Origin of the sequence: Campylobacter sp. BCW_6467, from assembly GCF_001762855.1 — a bacterium.
Lineage (GTDB): Bacteria > Campylobacterota > Campylobacteria > Campylobacterales > Campylobacteraceae > Campylobacter_D > Campylobacter_D jejuni.
This window is the reverse complement of sequence record NZ_MJXP01000007.1, coordinates 1-22,431: the sequence shown is the minus strand read 5'-3', so window position 1 is coordinate 22,431 and position 22,431 is coordinate 1. Positions and strand designations below refer to the sequence as shown.

At 29.5% G+C, this 22,431-nt stretch carries 26 protein-coding genes; 17 read left to right on the top strand and 9 right to left on the bottom strand.

Translation table 11 applies throughout. The features are described 5' to 3' along the window. Positions 1 to 9 precede the first annotated feature (9 nt). The 15 genes from AJ888_RS00645 to AJ888_RS00575 all read left to right on the top strand — a co-directional run bounded on the left by AJ888_RS00645 (position 10) and on the right by AJ888_RS00575 (position 10,523). Complete coding sequence (locus tag AJ888_RS00645) at positions 10 to 546, top strand: DUF3972 domain-containing protein (RefSeq protein ID WP_002861385.1); 537 nt, start codon at positions 10 to 12, stop codon at positions 544 to 546. Positions 547 to 557: 11 nt separating this feature from the next. Further along, a complete protein-coding gene (glyQ, locus tag AJ888_RS00640) occupies positions 558 to 1,421 on the top strand; it encodes a glycine--tRNA ligase subunit alpha (protein WP_002861386.1) in 864 nt (287 codons plus the stop codon). Next, positions 1,408 to 2,133 carry a Nif3-like dinuclear metal center hexameric protein gene (locus tag AJ888_RS00635; protein WP_002861387.1) on the top strand — a complete coding sequence of 242 codons (726 nt, stop codon included), beginning with the start codon at positions 1,408 to 1,410 and terminating at the stop codon, positions 2,131 to 2,133. Before glyQ ends, AJ888_RS00635 begins: the two co-directional genes overlap by 14 nt. Before the next feature lie 9 nt (positions 2,134 to 2,142). After that, positions 2,143 to 2,859: a zinc ribbon domain-containing protein gene (locus AJ888_RS00630; protein ID WP_002861388.1), complete on the top strand. Its 717-nt coding sequence runs from the start codon at positions 2,143 to 2,145 to the stop codon at positions 2,857 to 2,859. Further along, positions 2,856 to 4,013 carry a lipid IV(A) 3-deoxy-D-manno-octulosonic acid transferase gene (waaA, locus tag AJ888_RS00625; protein WP_004305574.1) on the top strand — a complete coding sequence of 386 codons (1,158 nt, stop codon included), beginning with the start codon at positions 2,856 to 2,858 and terminating at the stop codon, positions 4,011 to 4,013. The genes AJ888_RS00630 and waaA overlap by 4 nt, the downstream gene beginning before the upstream one ends. Beyond that, positions 3,994 to 4,746: an RluA family pseudouridine synthase gene (locus AJ888_RS00620; RefSeq protein WP_002861390.1), complete on the top strand. Its 753-nt coding sequence runs from the start codon at positions 3,994 to 3,996 to the stop codon at positions 4,744 to 4,746. The genes waaA and AJ888_RS00620 overlap by 20 nt, the downstream gene beginning before the upstream one ends. Before the next feature lie 67 nt (positions 4,747 to 4,813). Beyond that, entirely contained in the window at positions 4,814 to 6,151 is a 1,338-nt protein-coding gene (gene ffh / locus AJ888_RS00615) for a signal recognition particle protein (protein ID WP_002861391.1), read from the top strand. A 64-nt stretch (positions 6,152 to 6,215) separates the two neighbouring features. Next, entirely contained in the window at positions 6,216 to 6,443 is a 228-nt protein-coding gene (rpsP, locus tag AJ888_RS00610) for a 30S ribosomal protein S16 (RefSeq protein ID WP_002852274.1), read from the top strand. Positions 6,444 to 6,445: 2 nt separating this feature from the next. Beyond that, on the top strand, positions 6,446 to 6,688 hold the full coding sequence (locus AJ888_RS00605) for a KH domain-containing protein (RefSeq protein ID WP_002861392.1): 243 nt from the start codon (positions 6,446 to 6,448) through the stop codon (positions 6,686 to 6,688). Beyond that, on the top strand, positions 6,681 to 7,220 hold the full coding sequence (rimM, locus tag AJ888_RS00600) for a ribosome maturation factor RimM (protein WP_004305577.1): 540 nt from the start codon (positions 6,681 to 6,683) through the stop codon (positions 7,218 to 7,220). The genes AJ888_RS00605 and rimM overlap by 8 nt, the downstream gene beginning before the upstream one ends. Continuing rightward, positions 7,217 to 7,921: a tRNA (guanosine(37)-N1)-methyltransferase TrmD gene (gene trmD / locus AJ888_RS00595; protein WP_004305579.1), complete on the top strand. Its 705-nt coding sequence runs from the start codon at positions 7,217 to 7,219 to the stop codon at positions 7,919 to 7,921. The genes rimM and trmD overlap by 4 nt, the downstream gene beginning before the upstream one ends. 9 nt (positions 7,922 to 7,930) lie before the next feature. Further along, entirely contained in the window at positions 7,931 to 8,287 is a 357-nt protein-coding gene (rplS, locus tag AJ888_RS00590) for a 50S ribosomal protein L19 (protein WP_002861395.1), read from the top strand. A gap of 132 nt (positions 8,288 to 8,419) precedes the next feature. Then, entirely contained in the window at positions 8,420 to 8,833 is a 414-nt protein-coding gene (uraH, locus tag AJ888_RS00585) for a hydroxyisourate hydrolase (RefSeq protein ID WP_002852246.1), read from the top strand. 23 nt (positions 8,834 to 8,856) lie between these two features. After that, positions 8,857 to 10,197 carry a class II 3-deoxy-7-phosphoheptulonate synthase gene (locus tag AJ888_RS00580; RefSeq protein WP_002861396.1) on the top strand — a complete coding sequence of 447 codons (1,341 nt, stop codon included), beginning with the start codon at positions 8,857 to 8,859 and terminating at the stop codon, positions 10,195 to 10,197. Further along, positions 10,194 to 10,523 carry an ArsC/Spx/MgsR family protein gene (locus AJ888_RS00575; RefSeq protein ID WP_002861397.1) on the top strand — a complete coding sequence of 110 codons (330 nt, stop codon included), beginning with the start codon at positions 10,194 to 10,196 and terminating at the stop codon, positions 10,521 to 10,523. The genes AJ888_RS00580 and AJ888_RS00575 overlap by 4 nt, the downstream gene beginning before the upstream one ends. A 12-nt stretch (positions 10,524 to 10,535) precedes the next feature. On the opposite strand, the gene AJ888_RS08855 is transcribed toward AJ888_RS00575, so the two are convergent. Then, positions 10,536 to 10,778, bottom strand: coding sequence for a SelT/SelW/SelH family (seleno)protein (locus AJ888_RS08855; RefSeq protein ID WP_257841545.1), 243 nt, complete (start codon positions 10,776 to 10,778; stop codon positions 10,536 to 10,538). Positions 10,779 to 10,973: 195 nt separating this feature from the next. Between AJ888_RS08855 and dnaE the strand changes: the two genes are divergently transcribed. Further along, positions 10,974 to 14,576: a DNA polymerase III subunit alpha gene (gene dnaE / locus AJ888_RS00570; protein WP_002861398.1), complete on the top strand. Its 3,603-nt coding sequence runs from the start codon at positions 10,974 to 10,976 to the stop codon at positions 14,574 to 14,576. A 12-nt stretch (positions 14,577 to 14,588) separates the two neighbouring features. Here the strand turns inward: dnaE and AJ888_RS00565 are convergent, their stop codons facing one another. Genes AJ888_RS00565 through AJ888_RS00545 form a run of 5 tightly spaced genes read right to left on the bottom strand, consistent with a single transcriptional unit; the run spans position 14,589 to position 18,528 of the window. After that, on the bottom strand, positions 14,589 to 15,221 hold the full coding sequence (locus tag AJ888_RS00565) for a YggS family pyridoxal phosphate-dependent enzyme (protein ID WP_002855231.1): 633 nt from the start codon (positions 15,219 to 15,221) through the stop codon (positions 14,589 to 14,591). Positions 15,222 to 15,256: 35 nt separating this feature from the next. Then, positions 15,257 to 16,006, bottom strand: coding sequence for a flagellin C (gene flaC / locus AJ888_RS00560; protein WP_004305585.1), 750 nt, complete (start codon positions 16,004 to 16,006; stop codon positions 15,257 to 15,259). 39 nt (positions 16,007 to 16,045) lie between these two features. Beyond that, entirely contained in the window at positions 16,046 to 16,516 is a 471-nt protein-coding gene (locus tag AJ888_RS00555; protein ID WP_002861400.1) for a DUF4149 domain-containing protein, read from the bottom strand. 12 nt (positions 16,517 to 16,528) lie between these two features. Continuing rightward, positions 16,529 to 17,344, bottom strand: coding sequence for a HemK/PrmC family methyltransferase (locus tag AJ888_RS00550; protein WP_002861401.1), 816 nt, complete (start codon positions 17,342 to 17,344; stop codon positions 16,529 to 16,531). Beyond that, positions 17,341 to 18,528, bottom strand: coding sequence for a M48 family metallopeptidase (locus AJ888_RS00545; protein ID WP_002861402.1), 1,188 nt, complete (start codon positions 18,526 to 18,528; stop codon positions 17,341 to 17,343). The genes AJ888_RS00550 and AJ888_RS00545 overlap by 4 nt, the downstream gene beginning before the upstream one ends. Before the next feature lie 126 nt (positions 18,529 to 18,654). On the opposite strand from AJ888_RS00545, the gene AJ888_RS00540 reads away from it, so the two are divergent. Beyond that, a complete protein-coding gene (locus AJ888_RS00540; protein ID WP_002861403.1) occupies positions 18,655 to 18,840 on the top strand; it encodes a hypothetical protein in 186 nt (61 codons plus the stop codon). On the opposite strand, the gene mog is transcribed toward AJ888_RS00540, so the two are convergent. From mog to AJ888_RS00525, 3 genes are all read right to left on the bottom strand, one after another. After that, complete coding sequence (mog, locus tag AJ888_RS00535) at positions 18,837 to 19,379, bottom strand: molybdopterin adenylyltransferase (RefSeq protein ID WP_002861404.1); 543 nt, start codon at positions 19,377 to 19,379, stop codon at positions 18,837 to 18,839. The two genes, AJ888_RS00540 and mog, sit on opposite strands and share 4 nt — an antisense overlap. Positions 19,380 to 19,399: 20 nt before the next feature. Beyond that, positions 19,400 to 20,383 (bottom strand): magnesium/cobalt transporter CorA, encoded by a 984-nt coding sequence (corA, locus tag AJ888_RS00530; protein WP_002861405.1) that lies wholly within the window; start codon positions 20,381 to 20,383, stop codon positions 19,400 to 19,402. Between the two features lie 113 nt (positions 20,384 to 20,496). Next, entirely contained in the window at positions 20,497 to 22,251 is a 1,755-nt protein-coding gene (locus AJ888_RS00525; protein ID WP_002851245.1) for a hypothetical protein, read from the bottom strand. Positions 22,252 to 22,431 lie beyond the last annotated feature (180 nt).

Genomic DNA, 22,431 nt, shown 5'->3' with positions numbered 1-22,431 from the left:
GGGATAAAAATGCAAACCTATCTTGAACTTGAAGAATTTTGTAAACTTGTGCATTTAAATGAAGATGTGGTTAAGGGTATGATGGCTAATGGGGCTTTAAATTTTAAAGAAGAAGAGGGTAAAATTTACATCGAAGCTCATCAAGGTACTTTTAGTGTGGTGCCTAGTGCTGCAAAATCTCAACCTGCAATGGTAAATTCAATGACTTTAGCAGGGGAAAGTTTTGTTGAAAAAACAATAGGAACTATTTTAAATTTACATGAAAAAGTTTTAGATGCTAAAGATGAAACACTTGAAGCATTAAAAAATGAGAATAAATTTTTAAAAGATGCTCTTTATTCTATGCAAGAACTTTATGATGAAGATAGAAAAACTATAGAAACCTTAAACAATGAGCTAAAACATGCGCGTGAAGAGATAGAATTTCTCAAGCGTAAATATAAATTAATGTGGAGTAAAACCGCAGAAATTTTTGGAGCTAAGACAGAGCCTGATTTGGAAATGAATAAAAATTTAGAAAAACCTATTGAAAATATGGAACAATAAAGAGAGATACAATGACTTTTTCACAAATGATACTTAATTTACAAAATTATTGGCAAGAGCAAGGTTGTGCGATTATGCAACCTTATGATATGCCAGCAGGTGCAGGAACCTTTCATCCAGCAACTTTTTTAAGAAGTTTAGGAAAAAAACCTTGGGCAGCTGCTTATGTAGCTCCAAGTAGAAGGCCTACTGATGGACGTTATGGTGAAAATCCTAATCGCTTAGGTGCTTATTATCAATTTCAAGTTTTGATTAAACCTAGTCCTGATAATATCCAAGAATTATATCTTAAAAGTCTTGAAAATTTGGGTTTTGATTTAAAAAGTCATGATATTCGTTTTGTTGAAGATAATTGGGAGAGTCCAAGTTTAGGTGCTTGGGGTTTAGGCTGGGAAGTATGGCTTGATGGTATGGAAGTTACTCAATTTACTTATTTTCAGCAAGTTGGCGGTATAGCAGTAGATTTAGTAAGTGCTGAAATTACCTATGGTCTTGAAAGAATAGCCATGTATCTTCAAAATGTTGATAATGTTTATGATATAGTTTGGAGTGAATTTAATGGAGAAAAAATTAAATACGCAGATGTGCATAAGCAAAGTGAATATGAATTTAGTAAATACAATTTTGAAGTAAGTGATGTTAAAATCTTGAATGAGCAGTTTGAAAATTCTTACAAAGAATGTAAAAATATTTTAGAACAAGGACTAGCTTTACCTGCTTATGATTATTGTATGCTTGCTGCACATACTTTTAATCTTTTAGATGCAAGAGGAGCAATTTCTGTAGCACAAAGACAAGATTATATGTTAAAAATTCGTGAGCTTTCAAAAAATTGTGCTGAAATTTATAAGAAAAATTTAAATGAAACTGAGTGAAATTTATAATTTTTTAGATCAATTAAGTCCTTTTAATACTCAAGAATCATGGGATAATAGTGGAATTTTGCTTGGAGATAAGGATAGCGAAATTTCAACTGTTTATTTAAGCTTAGATATTGATGAAAATATCATTAAAAAAGCGAGTGAAAATTCTTTAATTATCACACACCATCCTTTGATATTTAAAGGTTTAAAAGATTTATATGACAAAACTTATCCTAGGGCTTTTGTTAAAGAAATGATTTGTAAAAATATTTCTTTAATCAGTATGCATACAAATTATGATTTAAGTCATTTAAATACTTATTTTACGAAAGAAATTTTAGGTTTTAAAATTTCTTTTAAAGACGAATTTTTGATTTATGTAGAAAATTTTATGTCTTTTGAAGCTTTGTGTGACCGGGTGAAAAAAAGGTTAAATTTACAAATTTTACGTGTAAGCGATTGTGGTAAAAAAGACATTAAGCGTATTGCTATATGTACTGGAAGTGGTGGAGATTTAATTTCTAAAGTAGATGCGGATTGTTTTTTAAGTGGAGATTTTAAATATCATCAAGCTTTAGAGGCGCTTAGTAATCAAATCAGTCTTATTGATTTGGGTCATTTTGAAAGTGAGAGATATTTTTCTCAATGTTTAGCAAAAGACTTGAAAAATTTGCCGCTACAAGTTATAATAACAGTTTCAAAAAATCCATTTCAATATTTTTAAGGAAAATAAATGAATAAATATCTTGAACAATTAGTGCTTTTATCAAAAATAGATCAAGAGATTGATAGTTATGAACCAAAAATAGACAGTATTAATAAGACTTTAAAAGATGCTGAGTTAAAAATAGGAAAAATCAACACAGATTTAGAAAAAATTGATGAAGAAATCAAAGATATAGAAAATCAAAAAGTACAAAATAATGCTCATATTTCCGAGTTTTCAGCAAAAATTAAAGATCTTTCTAAAAAAAGTGGTGCGGTAAAAACAGAAAAAGAAGCTAATGCTTTAAAAATTGAAGAAGATATCGCAAAAGAGCAATTAGACGCTGCAAATGATGAGATTGTAAGACTAGATAAAATTTTAGAGAATAAAGAAACTTATAAAAAAGAACTCGAAGAAGAAAAAATCAAACAAGAGCAAAATATTAACGAGATTAGAGTAAGTATTAAATCTGAAATGGAAGTTCTTGAAAAAGATAGAATGAGTGTTTATGATAAAAAAACTAAACTTGTGAGTGAGATGAATCAAAAAGTTTTAAGTTTTTATGAGAAAATTCGCAAATGGGCGAAGAATACTGCTGTAGTTCCTGTTAAAAAACAAGCATGCTATGGATGTTTTATGAAAATTTACGATAAGACTTATCTGTCCGTTGTAAAAGGTGAAGAGATTGTAACTTGTCCTCATTGCGGAAGAATTCTTTATAAAGAGCAAGAAGAACAAAATTGATCTTTTTTTATTATTTTTTAACTTGGACGGCATTTTTATTTTGTGCCGTCTTTATTCTTTTGCTTTCTTTTTTAAAATCCAAATACAAAATTAGTTTAAAATCTCGATTTTTTCTTTATAAAAATTTACATCAAGAAAAAGCTGATGTACATTTTCATGCTTGTTCTTACGGGGAGGTAAGAAGTATTAAAGCTTTGGTTTTGAAATTTGATTCAAGAATAACTACTATTACTCAAACAGGTTTTGAATGTGCAAAAGAATTTTGTAAAAAGGTAAATTATCTTGCTTTTGAAAATTTTTTGCCTTTTTGGTTTAATCCTTGTAAGGTTTTGGTAATTTTTGAAGCAGAATATTGGCTTATGCTTGTTTTTATGGCACGTATTTATAAGGCTAAGATTATTTTGCTTAATGCGAGAATATCTGATAAATCTTATCATTCTTATCAAAAATTTTCTTTTTTTTATAAAAAAATTTTTTCTTATATTGATGAAGTTTTTGCTCAAAGTGAATTAGATAAAGTAAGACTTGAAAGTTTGGGAGCTAAAAATGTTAAAATTTTTAAAAATATTAAGGCAAATTTAGAAATTAAAAATAATAAAATTTATACCAAACCTAAGGAAAAACTTATCATTTTTGCTAGTACTCATAAAGATGAAGAAGAGCTTTTACTTGATCATTTTAAACTAGAAGAAAATGAAAAACTCATTATCGCCCCACGACACCCTGAGCGTTTTAAAGAAGTTGAAAATTTACTTTTAAACAAAGGTTTAGAATTTGAAAAATTTAGCTCTTTAAAAGATGAAAATAAGAAATTTTCTAAAAAAATTTTACTTTTAGATACTTTAGGGGAGCTTGTAAATTTTTATGCAATTTCTGATGTTGTTGTACTTGGAGGTTCTTTCATAGAAGGCATAGGAGGACACAATCCTATAGAAGTGGCATATTTTGACAATGTATTAATCAGCGGGAAATTTATTCACAATCAAAAGGCTTTGTTTGAAGAAGTGGAAAATGTATATTTTTGTGAAAATTTAAAAGATTTAAATGATAAAATCCATTATTTAAATTTAAAAGCTAAAATTTCCAAAAAAGAAAATTTAGATCTTATCATGCAAACTATACAAAAGGGAATTGATGCAAGAAAAAGCTTATAAACTCTTAGCTTTGCAAGAAAAAATTTCAAATCGTGAAGCTAAAGATTTGATTGATAAGGGTTGTGTTTTTTCACATGGAAAAAAAGTTGTGGTTGCTAGAGCTTTGATGAACGATAAGGCAAGATTTAATGTGATAAAAACCAAAAATCCTCAAATTATTTTTGAAGATGATAAGATTATTGCTATTAATAAACCTTACGCTTATGTGAGTGAAGACTTGGAGAAAAAATTTAATGCCAAGCTTTTAAATCGTTTAGACAAAGAAACAAGCGGTGTGATTTTGCTTTGCAAAGATGAAGATTTTAGAAAGCTTTGTATAGAAGAATTTAAAAAACACAGAGTTTATAAAAGTTATATTGCGGTTTTAGATGGGGTTTTGGCTGAAGAGGTTGAAGTGAATGAGCCTATTTTTACCATAAAAGCAAAATGTGGAGCATTAAGTAAAGTTTCAAAAGATGGTTTAAGTGCCTTAAGTATCATTACTCCTATTATGTTGCAGTCAAAAAAAACCTTAGCAAAAATAGTCATTCAAACAGGTAGAACTCATCAAATCAGAGTGCATGCTAAATTTATAAAACATGGCGTTGTAGGTGATGAAAAATATGCTAAAATTTCAAGCGATAGAATGTATTTACATAGTTATGAAATTAAAATTTTTGATTATTATTTTAAGGCTGAGCTAGATAATAGTTTTGCAAAAGTTGGCTTTGAGATAAAAAATTTAGATTTTTAAAGCCATTTAAGAAAAAATTTTGTATAATGCAAGGTTTAATTTAAAAATTTTATAGAAAGGTGATAAAGTGTTTGAGTTAGTTAGCGAATCTTTTAAATCAGCGATTAATAAATTACGTTTTGTTGATGATGAAAAAGCACTTAAGAACGCTTTAGAAACCTTAAAAAAAGCTCTTTTAAAAGCAGATGTTCACCATAAGGTAACTAAAGAGCTTTTGACTTCGATAGAAGAAGATGTAAAGCAAAACGGAATAGGTCAAAAACAATTTTTAAATGCCATTAAAGTAAATTTAGAAAATATTTTAAGTGTCAATGGCAAAAATCAAGGTTTTGTTTTTGCTTCTAAACCCCCAACAGTAGTTCTAATGGCAGGTTTGCAAGGGGGCGGTAAGACTACAAGCACTATCAAACTTGCAAATTATTTAAAATTACGCAATAAAAAAGTTTTAGTTGCAGCTTGTGATTTACAGCGTTTAGCGGCAGTGGAGCAGCTAAGACAACTTTGTGAAGCTAATGAAATTGAACTTTTCTTCATAGAAAATGAAAAAGATCCTATTAGGGTTGCTAAAGAGGCTTTAAAAAAGGCTGAAAGTTCTATGGTGGATGTTTTGCTTGTGGATACTGCTGGGCGTTTGGCTATAGATGAGACTTTGATGAATGAATTAAAAGCAGTTAAGGATGTTTTAAATCCTGATGAGATTTTCTATGTTGCTGATGCAATGAGTGGTCAAGATGGGGTTAAGACTGCGGCTAGTTTTAATGAAGTTTTAGGTATCAGCGGGGTAATTTTATCAAAATTTGATGCAGATACTAAAGGTGGAGTAGCCTTAGGTATAGCAAAACAAATCGGTATTCCTTTAAGATTTATTGGTGTAGGTGAAAAAGTAGCAGATTTAGAAGTTTTTATACCAGATCGCATAGTAAGTCGTATCATGGGCGAGGGTGATTTGGCTACTTTAGCTGAAAAAACTGCTGCAGTGATTGATGAAAAAGAAGCTAAAAAACTCAATCAAAAAATCAAAAAAGGTGAATTTAATTTTAATGATTTTCTTAACCAAATGGAAAGTATTAAAAAATTAGGAAGTATGAAGTCTTTAATCGGTATGATACCAGGGCTTGGCGGAATGGCAAATGCGGTAAAAGATATAGATTTGGATAATTCTAAAGAGATTATACATATTAAGGCAATGATTTCTTCAATGACTCCAAAAGAAAGAGAAAATCCTGATTTGTTAAATAATGCTAGAAAACGTCGTATAGCAGAGGGAGCAGGTCTTTCTCAGGTAGAAGTCAATCGTTTTTTAAAACAATTTAGTAATGCAGCAAAACTTGCAAAAAGATTTTCAGGCAAAAAAGGAATGGAGAATTTGACACAAATGATGAGCCAAGCTAGAAGACAATTTTAAATTTTATTTATAAATACTTTTTATAGTATCTATAAATAAAATTTTTAATTTTTAAGGAGTATAAATGACAGTTATTAGACTTACAAGAATGGGTAGAACTAAAAGACCATTTTATCGTATTGTGGTTACAGACAGTAGAAAACGTCGCGATGGTGGTTGGATAGAAAGTATTGGATATTATAATCCTATGGTAGAACCTGAGGTAATTAAAGTTGATGCAGAGCGTTTAGCTTATTGGAAAAGTGTTGGTGCAAAACTTAGCGATAAAGTTGCTTCTATCACTAGCAAATAATCATGGTAGAGAATTTTCTTAGGGAATACGCAAAATTAATTGCAGATTATCCTGAACAGATTAACACTCAAAAAATTGAATTAAGTGAAAATTTTTTTGAGATTGTTCTTTTTGCACATAAGGTTGATACAGGTAAGCTTATAGGTAAAAATGGAAAAATGATCAATGCTATAAAAACCGTAATCTCTGCTTATAAGAGCAAGGATGCAAGTTCTTATAGGGTAACGGTAAAAGCACTTGAGTGAAAAAGATTTTGTTCAAGTTGCAAAACTTGGTAAAACTGTGGGTCTTAAGGGTTATGTAAAATTGCATAACCTGAGCGACTTTTCTTCTCAATTTAAAAAAGATGCTACCTTTTTTATAAAAAATACCAAAGAAATATTAAAGATTAAGCATTATAATGCAAGCAATTCTACTGTTTTATTTGAGAATTATGAAGATATAGAAAAAGCTAAAGAATTAACCAATCTTATTCTTTTTCAGAGTATCGAGAAAAGCAGACAAACTTGTAAATTAAAAAAAGATGAGTTTTTTTATTTTGATATTTTAGAGTGTGAAGTTTTTGAAGAAGATAAAAGATTAGGTAAAGTTGTTGATATCTTGGAAATTGGAGCTTCTTATTTATTTGAAATTCAAAGTGATGAAAAATGGGTGAATAAAAAATATTCTAAAATATTTTTTATTCCGTATCTAGATAAATTTGTTAAAAATATAGATATAGAAAAACGACAGATTTTTTGCACGCAAGATGCTTTTTTAATTTTAGAAAATTCATGAAATTTAGTTTCGTTTCTTTATTTCCTAATCTTATGAAATTTTACTTTCAGGATTCTATACTTGCAAGAGCAAAAGAAAAAAAACTTTTCAAACTTAATTTTTATAACCCAAGAGATTTTTCTAAAAATTCTTATCATAAAGTCGATGATTATAAAATAGGTGGTGGAGCTGGACTTTTGATGCAAGTTGAACCTATGTATGAGGTGTTAAAAAGTATTCAAGAAAAAAAAGAAAATCCCTATTTTATTTTTTTAAATCCAAGTGGTAAAACTTTTAATCAAAAAGACGCCAAACGCTTAAGTAAAAAAGAACACATAGTTTTTGTATGTGGGCGCTATGAAGGTATAGATGAAAGAGTGCTTGAAATTTTTGCGAATGAAGTTTTTAGCATAGGGGATTTTATTTTAACAGGAGGAGAATTACCTGCGCTTGTAATGTGTGATGCGATTTTAAGAAATGTTAACGGGGTTTTAGGGAATATGGAAAGTTTGGAAGAAGAAAGCTTTGAAAATAATTTACTCGAAGCACCTGCTTTTTCAAAACCTTTTATTTTTGAGAAAAAAAATCAAAAATTTTATACTCCTTCAGAGTTTTTAAAGGGTAATCACGCTAGAATTGCAAGTTTAAAAACTACTTTGGCGTCTTGCAAAACGAAATTTTTTCGTCCAGATTTATTTTTAGAGCATGAACGCAAAAAATAAGGGATTTTTATGAAAAATAAATATATAGAACAATTTGAAGCAAAACAAATTGAAGGTAAAAATGTTCCAGATTTTCGTGCTGGTGATACTTTAAAGCTTGCAATTCGTATCAAAGAAGGAGATAAAACAAGAATCCAAAATTTTGAGGGTATTTGTATTGCTAGAAGAGGTAATGGCGTAAGCGAAACTTTTATCGTACGTAAAATGGGTGCTAATAATGTTGGCGTTGAGAGAATTTTCCCTATTTATAGTGAGAGTTTGGAAAGTATTATTGTTTTGCGTCGTGGTCGTGTACGCCGTGCAAGATTATTCTACTTAAGAGATAGACGCGGTAAAGCAGCACGTATTAAAGAGCTTAAAAAATAATTTATAATTATTTTTTATTATAAGTCTAACAATTAAATAATTATAATTAATTTATAATTTTTATTATTTGATTTTAATTATTAATAATGCTCTTATATAATATTCCTTGTAAATATTATATAAGGAGAGAAAATGTTTTCTATTAAAAAAACTTTATTAATATTAGCAAGCGTGCCAATGTTTTTGAGTGCTACTGAATATCAATTAAGCACTCATGTCTTGGATATTACTTCTGGACAACCCGCTCCTAAGGTAAAAGTTGAGCTTTATAAGTTGGAAGCAAATCAACAGTGGAAAAAAGTAAGTGAAGAATTTACCGAAGAAAATGGTAGAATAGGGGATTTATTACCATATGAAAAAGCTGAAAATAGGGCTTTTGGAATTTATAAGCTTAAATTTTTTACAAAAGACTATTACACATCACACAAAATAAATACTTTTTATCCTTTTGTAGAGGTAAGTTTTGAGCTTTCTAAAGATCAAAAACATTATCATGTTCCAATAACCCTTTCTCCTTTTGGTTATTCAACTTATAGAGGAAGCTGATCAATAAAACGAAAGAAAAAACCATGTGGACTAAGAATTCTTGGAAAAACTATCCCATAAAACAGCAACCTATCTATCCAGATCAAGAGGAAATGAATAGAGTTTTAGCAAGACTTGAGAAACTTCCTCCTTTGGTTTTTGCTGGAGAAGTGAGAAATCTTCAAAAGTCTTTAGCAAGAGTTTGTAAAAAAGAAGCTTTTTTACTTCAAGGTGGAGATTGTGCTGAAAGCTTTGAAAATTTTGGCGCTGTAAATATCCGTGACATGTTTAAGATTTTACTTCAAATGGCTATAGTGCTTACATTTGCCGGTGGATGTCCTGTTGTAAAAATTGGTCGTATTGCAGGGCAGTTTGCCAAGCCAAGAAGTAGTGATTTTGAAGAGTTAAATGGTATAAGTCTTCCTAGTTATCGTGGTGATATTATTAATGGTTTTGAATTTAGCGAACAAGCGCGCATTCCTGATCCTCATAGAATGCTTGAAGCTTATTATCAAAGTGCAACAACGCTAAATTTGTTGCGCGGATTTGCTAAGGGTGGTTTAGCAGATTTGCATGAAGTGCATCGTTGGAATTTGAGGTTTTTAAAAAAGAGTGAACTCCATAAGCAATATACTGATATCAGTGAAAAAATTTCACAAGCTTTGGCTTTTATGGAAGCTTGTGGGATTAATACAAGTAATACTCCGAGTCTAAGAGAAGTTAGTGTTTATACTTCACATGAAGCTTTGCTTTTGCCTTATGAAGAAGCTTTAACTAGAGTGGATAGTTTAAGTGGAGAAATTTACGATTGTTCAGCTCACATGCTTTGGATAGGTGAAAGAACAAGGGCGCTTGATGAAGCTCATGTACATTTTTTAAGAGGAGTAAAAAATCCTTTAGGGGTTAAAATAGGACCTAGTGCAAGTGCTGATGATATCATAGCTTTAGCAAATGTTTTAAATCCGAATAATGAAGAAGGAAGATTAAATATTATTATCCGCATGGGTGCAGATAAAATTATCAATAATTTGCCAAAAATTTTCTCCAAACTTAAAAGTGAAGGTTTAAATTTAGTATACAGCATAGATCCTATGCATGGAAATACAGTAAAAGCAGGTAATTTTAAAACACGTGAGTTTGATAAAATCATGCAAGAAGTGGGATCTTTTTTTGAGATTGCAATAAGCGAAGGGATTTATCCAGGTGGAGTGCATCTTGAAATGACCGGAAAAGATGTAACAGAATGCACAGGTGGTGCAAGCAATGTTACTGCTCAAAGCTTAGAAGATCGTTATGAGACTCAATGCGATCCAAGGCTTAATGCGGATCAAGCATTAGAGCTTGCTTTTTTAATTGCAGATTTAGTAAAAAAGGCTAGAAAATGAAACTTTATGGTATTAAAAATTGTAATTCTGTAAAGAAAGCTATGGATGCTTTAACACAAAAAGGTGTTGTATTTGATTTTATGGATATTAAAAAGATTAATCAAGATATTTTATACACATGGTTAAAACAAAAATCTTTTGAAGATCTTATCAATACTGCTGGATTAACTTCTAAAAAACTTGGTTTAAACAAAGAAAAAGTTAAAAGTTTAAATGAAAAAGAACTTGAGAAAATTGTATTAGAAAATCCAAGCTGTATTAAGCGTCCTATTATCGAGTATGAGCAAAACATATATATTGGCAAGGAATATGAGAAAATATTATGATAGAGTGTTTGATTACACTCTATTTTTTATTAATTGATTAATTTCATTTTGATATGGAAATCTTTCACTTTCGCAATTAATAAGTTGTGTTTTAGAGAAGATAACTTTTCCGTCTACTTCAACGATAAAATCACCTCTGTCGCCAATTTCAAATTCTACTTCAACATCTTTGAAATCGCTTTGTAGTTCTTCTGCAACCCTTGCAGCTTGTGGGCGATAATTTCAAAGATTGCAATAAGCAATTTTTACTTTCATCATTTCATCCTTTGAAAAGTTTATTTTATTTAAGATTAAAATCTTAAATTTTTATTATAGTTTATTTTGGCTGAATTTTTGCCTTTTTTGTAAAATTTAAGTTGAAATTTAGGGTCAATTTCTTTCAAATTCAGCGAGAAAAATTTATAATTTTTATCAAAATTAAAATAAGCCTTAAAAAACTAAAGGAAGAAAATGAGTCAATTTACACACTTGCATTTACATACAGAATATTCTTTGCTTGATGGAGCTAATAAGCTTAAAGAATTAGCTTTGACTTTAAAAGAGCAGGGTGCTACAAGTGTTGCTATGACAGATCATGGAAATATGTTTGGGGCAATTGATTTTTATCAAACAATGAAAGCACAAGGTTTAAAACCTATCATTGGTATGGAAGCGTATTTACATAATCACGATGAATTAGATGATAAAAGTTCTCGTCAGCGTTTTCACCTTTGTTTGTATGCAAAAAATGAGATCGGATATCAAAATTTAATGTATTTAAGTTCTCAAAGTTATATTAAAGGTTTGTATTATTATCCGCGTATCAATAAAAAGCTTTTAGAAAAATATAGCGAAGGTCTTATTTGTTCTTCTGCTTGCTTGCAAGGTGAAGTAAATTGGCACTTAAATACTTATAGTGAAAGAAATGTGCGTTTTGGTGCAAAAGGCTATGAGGCAGCAAAAGAAGCGGCATTATGGTATAAAAAAGTTTTTAAAGATGATTTTTATTTTGAAATCATGCGTCATGGTATAAGTGATCAAAGAATGATAGATGATGACATTATCAGACTCTCTAAAGAATTAAATATAAAAATTATTGCTACAAATGATACGCATTATACTTTTAAAGAAAGAGCGGCTGCCCATGAGGTTTTTATGTGTATAGCTATGGGAAAAAAACTTAATGATCCTGATAGAATACGTCATAGTGTGCATGAATTTTATGTTAAAAGTCCTGAGCAAATGAGTGAGCTTTTTGCAGATATTCCAGAAGCTATAGAAAATACACAAGAAATTGCACAAAAATGTAATTTAGAGCTTAATCTTGGCAATCCCACTCCACCGAATTTCAAATTTACAAGAGAATATGCTAAAGATCATAATATTACCTTGCCTGAAGAAACAAAAGAATTTAGCTTTGATAATGATGACATAGTTTTTGAAGAGCTTTGTAAAAAGGGACTTGAAGAGAGATTAAAATTTATCGATGAAAGCAAGCATAAAGAATATAAACAAAGACTTGAAGTAGAAATTAATATCATTAAAAATATGAAATTTTCAGGTTATATGCTTATTGTTCATGATTTTATTAAAGTGGCTAAAGATAAAGGCATTCCAGTAGGTCCTGGAAGAGGATCAGCTGCAGGAAGTTTGGTTTCTTATTGTTTGAGGATTACGGATTTAGATCCTATTCCTTATAGTCTACTTTTTGAGCGTTTTTTAAATCCTGAGCGTGTGAGCATGCCTGATATTGATGTGGATTTTTGTCAAGACAGACGTGCTGAAGTGATTGATTATGTGATTGATAAATATGGAGCAGATAAGGTTGCACAGGTTATTACCTTTGGTAAGCTTTTGGCTAAAGGAGTGATTCGTGATGTGGCTAGAGTTTGTGATATGAGTATTCAAGATGCTGATGAGCTTGCTAAACTTGTGCCTGAAGAGCTTAAAATCACTCTTGATGCTGCTTATGAAAAAGAACCTAAAATCAAAGAATTTATTGATCGTCACCCTAAAGGTCCTGAAGTTTGGGAATATGCAAGAGCTTTAGAAGGATTAAATCGCAATGCCGGTATGCACGCAGCAGGTGTTGTAATTTCTAATGAAAGTTTATGGAAGAAAACTCCGCTTTTTAGACAAAGTAAAAATGATGAAAGACATTTAGTAACGCAGTATTCTAAAGATCATTTAGAAGATGTAGATTTGATAAAATTTGACTTTTTAGGTCTAAAAACTTTAACAGTAATCAATAATGCAATCAAGCTTATTAAAAAGCGTTATAATAAAGACATTATTTGGGAAACCATAGATGTAAATGATAGCAAAGTTTATAAAACCATACAAAGTGGAAATACTTTAGGGATTTTTCAAATCGAATCAGACGGTATGCAAAGCTTAAATGCACGCTTAAAACCAGAGCGTTTTGAAGATATCATTGCGGTTCTTGCGCTTTATCGTCCAGGCCCTATGGAATCAGGAATGCTTGATGATTTTATCGATAGAAAGCATGGTTTAAAAAGTATAGAATATCCTTTTGACAGTTTAGAAAAGGTTTTAGAGCCTACTTATGGGGTTATTGTTTATCAAGAACAGGTTATGCAAATTGTTCAAATTATAGGTGGCTTTTCTTTAGGAGGTGCTGATGTAGTGCGTCGTGCTATGGGTAAAAAAGATCCTGAGAAGATGAAAAAGCTTAAAACTGATTTTGCAGATGGAGCAGAAAAACAAGGATATGATAGAGCAAAAGCTGAGGATTTATGGGAGCTTATCGTAAAATTTGCAGGATATGGTTTTAATAAATCTCACTCTGCAGCTTATGCGTTGATTACTTTTCAAACAGCTTATTTAAAAACTTATTATCCTAGTGAATTTATGGCAGCGCTTTTAACAAGCGAAGAAAACAATGTGGATAAAATTGCTGTTTATATTGATGAGATGAAAAAAATGAATATTAAACTTTTACCTCCATCGATTAACAAAGCGATCCGTGAATTTAGTGCTTTAGAGCAAGATGGCAATGATGCTATTATATACGGACTTGGGGCTATAAAAAGTGTGGGTATTCCTGCAGTTGAAAATTTACTTGAAGCAAGACAAGATGGAGAATTTAAGGATATTAATGATTTCTTAGGTAAGATAGATCCTACCAAAATAAACCGTAGAACATTAGAAAGTCTTATTAAGGCAGGGGCTTTTGATGAGTTTGGTTTTACTAGAAAAGCTTTGTTTGATAATATGGAAAATCTTAGCGAAGCATCGCGTAAAATGGCTGAAGTAAGAAAAAATGCTGCAAGTTCTCTTTTTGGTGAAGAGGAATTAACTTCAGGTGTTCAAGTAAATTTTACTCCCAAAAATGAAGAATTTGAAGTGATGGAAAAATTAGGATATGAAAAAGAAATTTTAGGAATTTATGTTTCAGGCCATCCTTTAGATCGATTTTATGAACAAATTAATGCCATAGATTATGTTAAAAGTTTAGATTTTGAAAGTTTAAAAAACAATGGAGAAATTTTAAGTATAGGTAAAATTGAAGATTTCAAATCCATGATGAGTAAAAATAATAAGCGTTATGGTAGAATTGAAATTTTGGATTATTATTCTTCGTTTGATGCTACTGTATTTGAAAGCAATGTAGAAGAAATAGAAAACATCATCAAAGATGAAAATTTAAAAAATAATGCCTATGGTTTTGTATTGGGATTTAAAGCTGAGGGAGGGGAGAAGCCTAGCTTTTTTTTAAAAGCAATTAAAGATTTACAAAGTCTTGAAGATGGCGAGATTAAAGCTATAAAAAAATTTGGAGCAAAAAAAGATTTCAAAAATAAAGAAGAAAATCATTTTACCGCAGAACCTAAGGAATTTGAAAAAAATATCATAGAGCTAGATTTGACAAGGTTAAATAGAGAATTAATCTATGAAATTCATGAAATTGCTAGAAATGCACATAATCCTAATGAAAAAAACAATAAAAAACTTGTTTTAAAAGTTATTAGCGCGGGATCTTGCTTGCTTTATCATACAGATTTTATTATCTCTGATAGTATAGTAGAGGAAATTTCTAATAAATATGCTTAAGTAAGATTGTTCTTACTTAAGATTTTTAAATAAAATGCTTCCAAGTCTTACTAAGTTGGATCCGCATTTTATAGCAATTTCAAAATCATTACTCATCCCCATAGAGCAAATTTTAGCCCCATGTTTTTGAAGAATTTCATAAATTTTAAATGTAGTTTCAAAGCTTTTGATAATACTTTCTTTATCTTGGCTGTGTGATCCTATGCTCATTACGCCACAAAGATTTAGATTAGAGCATTCTTCTTGTATTTGTAAATATTCTTCTACAGCTTGATTTGGATCTAGACCGCTTTTGCTATTTTCATTTGCACTATTGATTTCTAATAAAGTATTTAATTTATAATCAAGTCTTTTGTCCATAGCTTTAGCTATTTTAATACCATTGCAAGAGTGCCATAATATAGGTTTTTGTTTGATTAAGAGATTGATTTTGTTGCTTTGTAGCGTTCCTATAAAATGCCATTTTATATCTAGTTTTTTTTCATCAAGATTTTCTTTTTTTTGTGCTAGAGCTTGGACTTGATTTTCTCCAAATTCTACTATACCTTGATCAAAAAGCTTTTCAATTATACTTGCATCGACATACTTGCTTGCGGCTACAAGACGAACGTTTTTGGTTTTTTCTAAAATTTGCTCTAAAGTCATTTTGATAAAGAAATAAGCCCTATTTAGGGCTTATATTATTGTAGTAAATTAGCAATTTTGCTTTGAAGCTGCATGTTGGATTGCGCAGCAACAAAAGCAGCAGCATTTTCTTTTAGATAATTGGCATTAAAATCATTAACATTTTTTGCTATGTCATTATTTAGTAAATTATTTTCAGCTGCTTTTGAGTTGATGCTGTTTTGAACACTTGCATTAATATTTGATGTGATGGCATTGATACCTGAGCCTATTTCACTTCTTAAACTTCCAAGTTGATCCATAAAATTTGTAATACTATCTTGATTATCTATGCTTAATCCACCTGTTGCTAATGGATTTAAATTTGTAGTTTCAGTTCCGCTACCTACTACAAAATTCATAGTTTGAAAGACATTTTTTCCATTATAAGTTGCATTATTAAAAGAATCATTGATGGATTCTTGTATGCGTGTTGCTTCTGTTCTTAGCATTCCTTTTTGAGAATCATTAAGTGCAGCATTGTTCATTTTTACTGAAAGTTCATTAAGTCTATCTGCACTTTGAGAGATATTAGTAAGGCTAGCATCTGCAATTTGTAAAACCCCTATAGCATCATAAGCATTTGCGATACCTTGATCTATAGTGCTTGATTGAGATCTTAAAGAGTCAGCAATAGCTAAATTGGCACTATCAACTCCACTTATTGCGCGAACAGCTGCAATATTTTCTAAAGCTTTATCGCTAGCTTTTTGTGCATTGTTTAAATAGTAATTTTGTTGCATCATAGTTGCATCAGAGATCATCATGGCCTACTCCTTCTCTTTTTGGATTTATTTAATATTCTATCATTTTTTTGCTATTTTAAAGCTTAAGAAATACAAAAAAACTTGCATTATCAAGATGATTTTAATCACCACTTCACTTGCATTATGGATACTGATAAATTCTTGAGTTTTTGTAGCGTTTTCACCTAAGTTTTGAAGTTCAATTATGGTATTAGTAAAATAAAAAACAAATATTAAGCTTAAAATCAAAATAAGCAAACTCAGCATAAATTTTGAAAATTTTATTTGAAATTTTATTTCATCTTTTATAAGAGAATAAATTTCATATAAAAAATTAACCACTGAAACAAAAATCAGTAAATATCCCATTTTAATAAAAATTTGCGTCATTATTAAGCCACTTTGAAAATGGCTCAACACTCCCTCCCCTATAAGATTCTGAGGAAAAAAAATTGTTGGTGCAACAACTATTCCTAGTATGAGTTCAACCCCTATGATGGAGGCAAGTAAAAATAAATTAACAGCTTTCAAAAGTTTCTCCTTTTATTTTTTATCATAACGCATATTTGTAAATTTAGCTATAAAAGCACGATTATAACCTTGTTCATCTTTGAAAAAATCAACAATGAAATTATTTTGATATAAGATTTTTTCCAAAATTTCTTTTTGATCATAGCCAAATTCACAAGCTAAAAATTTAACTTTTTTATCGAGGGAAAAATGTATGATTTCTTCTAGAATTTCATATCCTTTTTCTCCGCCAAATAAAGCTTCTTTGGGTTCTTTTTGTACCCAAATATCTATAGGATATGAATTTTTAATATAAGGTGGATTTGAAAAAATAAAATCATAATTTTCTTTAATTTGCTTAAAATTACAAAGTTTAAAGTCAATCAAGTGATCGACTTTGTGTAATTTGGCATTCTCTAAAGCTAATTCTAAGGCTTTAGGATTGATATCACAGGCTGTGATTTTTAACCCAAGTTCTTTGGCTAAAACAATGCTTAAAATTCCGCTTCCAAATCCTATTTCTAAAATCTTATTAAAAGTATTTTTTTTGCATAAATTTAAAATTTGAAAAAGTAAAATTTCACTATCGTAACGAGGGATTAGAACGCCTTTTTTTATCTTAAATTCTAAGCCCCAAAAATCCACTTTTTCAAATATATATTCAAAAGGTTCTCCAGATTTAAAACGTCTTATAAGCTCAAAATAAGGTTTGTGATCTATTTCTATATCTTGGTTTAAAAATAACCAAGCTTTATCTTTTTTTAGATATTCACAGAGTATAAATACTGCTTCATTTTCATAACCTTTTAAGCTAGATTTAGCTTCTATAAGAGCATTTTTTATAGTCAAGAAAGAGCCTTGATTCTATCGCTAATACTTGGATGACTGAGATAAAAAAATGTATATATTTTACTTGTTTTGATAAAAGCTTTATTTTCTCTTGCTAGAGCTATCAACGCATTTTTCATATCTTCTTTGCTTGTAACTTTAGCTCCGTGTTGATCAGCTGCAAATTCATTTTTTCTACTTAAGGCATTAAGTATAGGAGAGATTAAAAAGCTAAAAATATTTGCAAAGATAAATAAAAGAGCAAATACACCGCCATTTACTCCTTCTAGATGACTTTCTAAGTAAACAAATTCAGGTAAATTTGCAAAAACAAAAAAAAGTAAAAACATAGTTATAGCACCGTTAAATAAAGCTTTGATAATATCCTTATGAACAAAATGTCCAAGCTCGTGTCCTAAAACAGCTAAAAGTTCTCTTTCATTTAAAGCTTTTAATAATGTATCAAAAAGAACCACTCTTTTGCTTTTAAAAAGTCCACCAAAATAAGCATTTAAACGTTTATCTCTTTTGCTTGCATCAATAACATAAACCCCATTTGCATTAAACCCACATTGTTTCATTAAAGAGCTGATTTTTTTCAGCAAATTTTCATCGTTTAGTTTTTCCATTTTATTAAAAATAGGTGCTATCAAGGTAGGGTAAATGAGATTTATAATTACTATAATACAAAAGGCAAAAATAAAGGCCACAATCCACCAAAAAGTTCCAAAAAAATCATAGCAAAAAAGCAAAGCATAAAGGATTAAAAATCCAAATATTAAAGTTAAAATAAGACTTTTTACAGTGTCTTTGATAAAAAGTTTTACAGTCATATTTGAAAAACCATGGGCTTTATCTTTGATAAAACTTTCATAAATACTTAAAGGTAGATTTAAAATGCTTGTGATTATTAAAAAAGATAATAAAAATAAAGTATTTTCAAAACGAGTGTTATTTGAGATAAGTAATTCTTTAAGATATAAAAATCCAAAACCTATCCATGCAATATTGATGATTAAATTATAAAAATTGGAAAATAGTTTAAATTTTTCATTTTCGATGGCAATGTCTGCTGCATTTTGATAGTCTTTTTCGCTTAAAATTTGAGCTTGTTTGTCTTTTTCTCTTTCTAAGAAACGAATTTGAGTATAGGAAATCCAAGATAAAAGTGCTGTGTAAAGACATAAAATTGCAATTAAAGTCATTATTTTTCCTTGATTGGTTTTTTGCGAATTCTAGCTTAAAATAATGAAATAAAGTTAATAGCTTAAAATCTAAAATAATATTCTTTTCAACTAAGTTGATGTATATTTATAAAAAAGGATTAAAGAATGTTTTTTAAGAAAAAGATTTCACAAAAGCAAAAAGAAAAGCCTAAAATTCCAATCAATGATATGATTTTAGATGACAGACTTTGTAAGTTTAAAAATAAAGTGCAAAAGATAAGTAAAGATGAAGCTTCGGCAAGTCTGCTTGCTAGACAATTAAGCAGACTTATCAGAGCTAATAAATTTTAATTTTGACATTTTTTCTTAGGGCGAAAAACCTTAATAACTTCATCATTTGCTTCTATATAAGCACCTTCTATTAAATCAATACAATAAGGTATAGCTGGAAAAACAGGCTCTAGACATTCTTTTATAGCTTTAGGATTTCCTGGTAAATTAATAATAAAAGATTTATTGCGAATTCCTGCATTCTGTCTTGAAAGTATAGCTGTTGGGACATATTTTAAACTTTCTAAGCGCATAAGCTCTCCAAAACCTGGCATCATTTTATCACACACGGCTTCCGTGGCTTCTGGGGTTACATCACGAAGCGCTGGACCTGTACCTCCGCTTGTAACAATCAAATCGCATTTTTTTTCATCTGCTAGATAAAGTAATTTTTTAATGATCAAATCATAATCATCAGGGATTAATTCTTTATGATAAATAATATCATTTTTTATATATGAATTTAACACTCTTTCAATTTCAGCAGTAGCTTTATCTTCGTATATGCCACTACTTGCTCTATCGCTTAGGGTTAAAATTCCTATGTTTATCGTATCCATTGTTCCTCCTTAATAAATTTTTATAACCATCCTTTTTTCTTGAAAACAACCAAAGGTAAAATGATAGAAATTACCATCACGCCAAGCACTATGGGATAAGCATAGTGAAGTTCAAGTTCTGGCATGAATTTAAAATTCATACCATAAACAGTTCCTATTAAAGTAGGAGGCATCATGGCAACAGTTGCAACGGTAAAAATTTTAATGATTTTGTTTTGTTCTATGTTGATTTGGCTGGCTAAAATGGTTTGAATATTGTCTAAGATATTAAGTTGTGAAACACTAAATTCAACCAAAGAATTTAAGTCTTTTAAAACTATAGTGAGATTTTGTTTTATATCTTTATCGATTTTATCGCTTTTTAGCAAAGAAGTCATAGCACGACGTTTATCAAATAAAGAATCTCTTACACGCATATTAAGCTCTTGTAAGCTTGAAATATCCTTTAGCATTTCATCATAACTATATTCATCTTTTTTTTCTAAAACACTTGTTCTTAAGCGTCTTGCTTCTTTGTCTATCCATTCTAGTAAATCCGCATCTTTTTCAACGCGCACTTCAAACATTTTATCAATAATATCAAAACCATCTTCAAAATTCTTCGGACTAGCTAAAATCCTTGCTTGAATTTCTTCAAAAGTGCTAAATTCGTTATATCTTATAGTAAATAAGATATTTTTAGCTGTAGCAAAAGTAACAATTTCTGTGCGAAGCTTGATTAAATTCCTATCTTCTTCATCGCTTTTAAGATCTCTTACTAAAAAGTGAGCATTGATGGTTATTGTCGCATTGTCTTCCCAATATTTTGCGCTAAGTTCTATTTCTTCTCTTTCTTCTTTTGTAGGAAACTCAAGATTAAATTCACTTGATATAAAAGCAATTTCCGCTGCACTTGGATGAAGTAAATCAATCCATAAAATATTTTGTGGTAGTTCTTGACTATCGAGATTAAAGTTGATTCTTTGAACTAAAGCATTTTGAGTTTTAATATAAACATAGAGCATAGTTATTCCTTATTTTTAACTTTAAAATTATACCTTGATTAGTTTAAAAATCAATTTTTTAATTTTTGCAAATCAAAAACCAAATTTTCCACCTAAAGCTCTTAAACTAAGCTTTAGTTTAAAATATCTTTAATCAGTTTTTGCAAATTCCTTTTTGTTTCTTCTTGTTCTTTTATGATAAAACATTTTGCTTTTGGCCAAAAATAACTTTTAGGATTTTCAAATTTTCCCCAACGCCAATCAAACCTAGGATGTAAAAGAACTATAGTAGGAATATCCATAGCTAAACTTAAATGCGCTATAGCACTATCAATACTAAGCATACAGTCAATATCATATAAATAATTTAGAGTATCATTCCAATTTTTTATAAGCTTGCTTCTATCTTCTATTACCTTAGGTAATTCTTCTTTTAATTGCATTTGAAAAGAAATGATTTCATAATCTAAGTCTTTTAATACATCAAATAAAAATTCAAATTTTACATTTCTTAATAAATCAGAATTTTCAGCATTAGGAGTAGCATAAAAAATACCAAGTTTTTTTCTTTGATTATGCGGTTTTTTCTGTGGCAATATAGGTGTTTTTAATCGTAAAATCTCATCAAGCTTAATATCAATAAAAAAAGGCAAAGAACAAATAGGAATAGCATAATCAAAATTTGTAGGTAGATTTTTTAAAACCTTTACATTTTTAAAAATATCATCATTTTGATTTAAAAATTTGATTTGATTTTTAAACATTTCATACATGGCACTTTGAGGAGCAAATAAAACCTTTGAAGCGATTTTGCAAAGTTTTTCTAAGCATCTTGCATACATTATAGTATCGCCAAAGCCTTGCTCGCAAAATACTAAAACTTCTTTATTTTTAAAAGCATCAACGCCAAATTTATTAAAAGCTTTTAGGCTTTCATTATAATGATAAGTAGAAAAAGTTTCATTATGAGCATAAAATAATCTGCTTTCATAATATTTCTTGCCCTCTTCAAAATTATCATCCACTCCCATACGCATCAAAAGATAAGCCAAATCAAATTGATAGGTTGCATGAGAATCCAAGCTAAGACATTTTTTATAAGCATGATAAGCTTCTTGATAGTTTGAGTTAAATTCTAATACCTTAGCATAGTTTTGCCAAAACTGTGCATGGTGTTGATTGGCTTCTTGTAGTGATTGAAAAAGTTCTAAAGAATCAGATATTCTAAAAAGCTTAAAAAGCAAGTATGCTTTTTGGGGTAAAATTTGATGAGTTAAAAAATCTTCTATTTTAGAAATGGTAAGATTTTCTTTGGTTTTACTGTGAAGCCTATCTTCGAGTTTGACTAAATTAAGATTGGTTTGTTCAGCAATGATTCCTTTTTGTAGTTTATCAATCAAATCTTGCATAAAATGACACAAGTGCTCATGTGCATTTAATGCCTTCGTAAAATCATGTTTAAAATAAATTTCTGCATAATTTTTCCATAGATTAAGATTATACATATCTTTAGAAAGTAATTCTTTGAAAATTTGTTCAGATTCTTCTAGTTTATTACTCAGTTTATAAATAAAAGCCAATTCTAACTTAAGTTCATCTTCTAAATCATCTTTGCGAGTTAAAAGTGTTTGTAATAAATTCAAGGCTTCATCAAGTCTTAAATTTTCAATATAGCTTTTAGCAAGCATAAGACCATTAAAACTTGTAGGATTTAAAGAAAAAAGCTCTTGAGCATAATATAAAGCTTTTTGAAAAAGAGAAAGTTTATAAGAAGAAAGCGTAGCAAATTCTAAAGCAAATTTTGGACTTTCTTTTAAAAATTGCTCACTCAAGTTTAAACATTTTTCATAATTAGCATTAAAATAATAATAATGAATTTTATCAAACATATTTTTCCTTGATAGTTACATTAAAATCTAATATTATCTTATAAGTTGCATAAAAAGATAATTATATTTTTATAAAATTAAATAATAAAACAAAAATAAAAAAATAAATACAATAAAAACATCCATCCTAATAATTTTAAAATTATCAGGATGAAATTTTAACAAGCTAGGAGAGTAAAC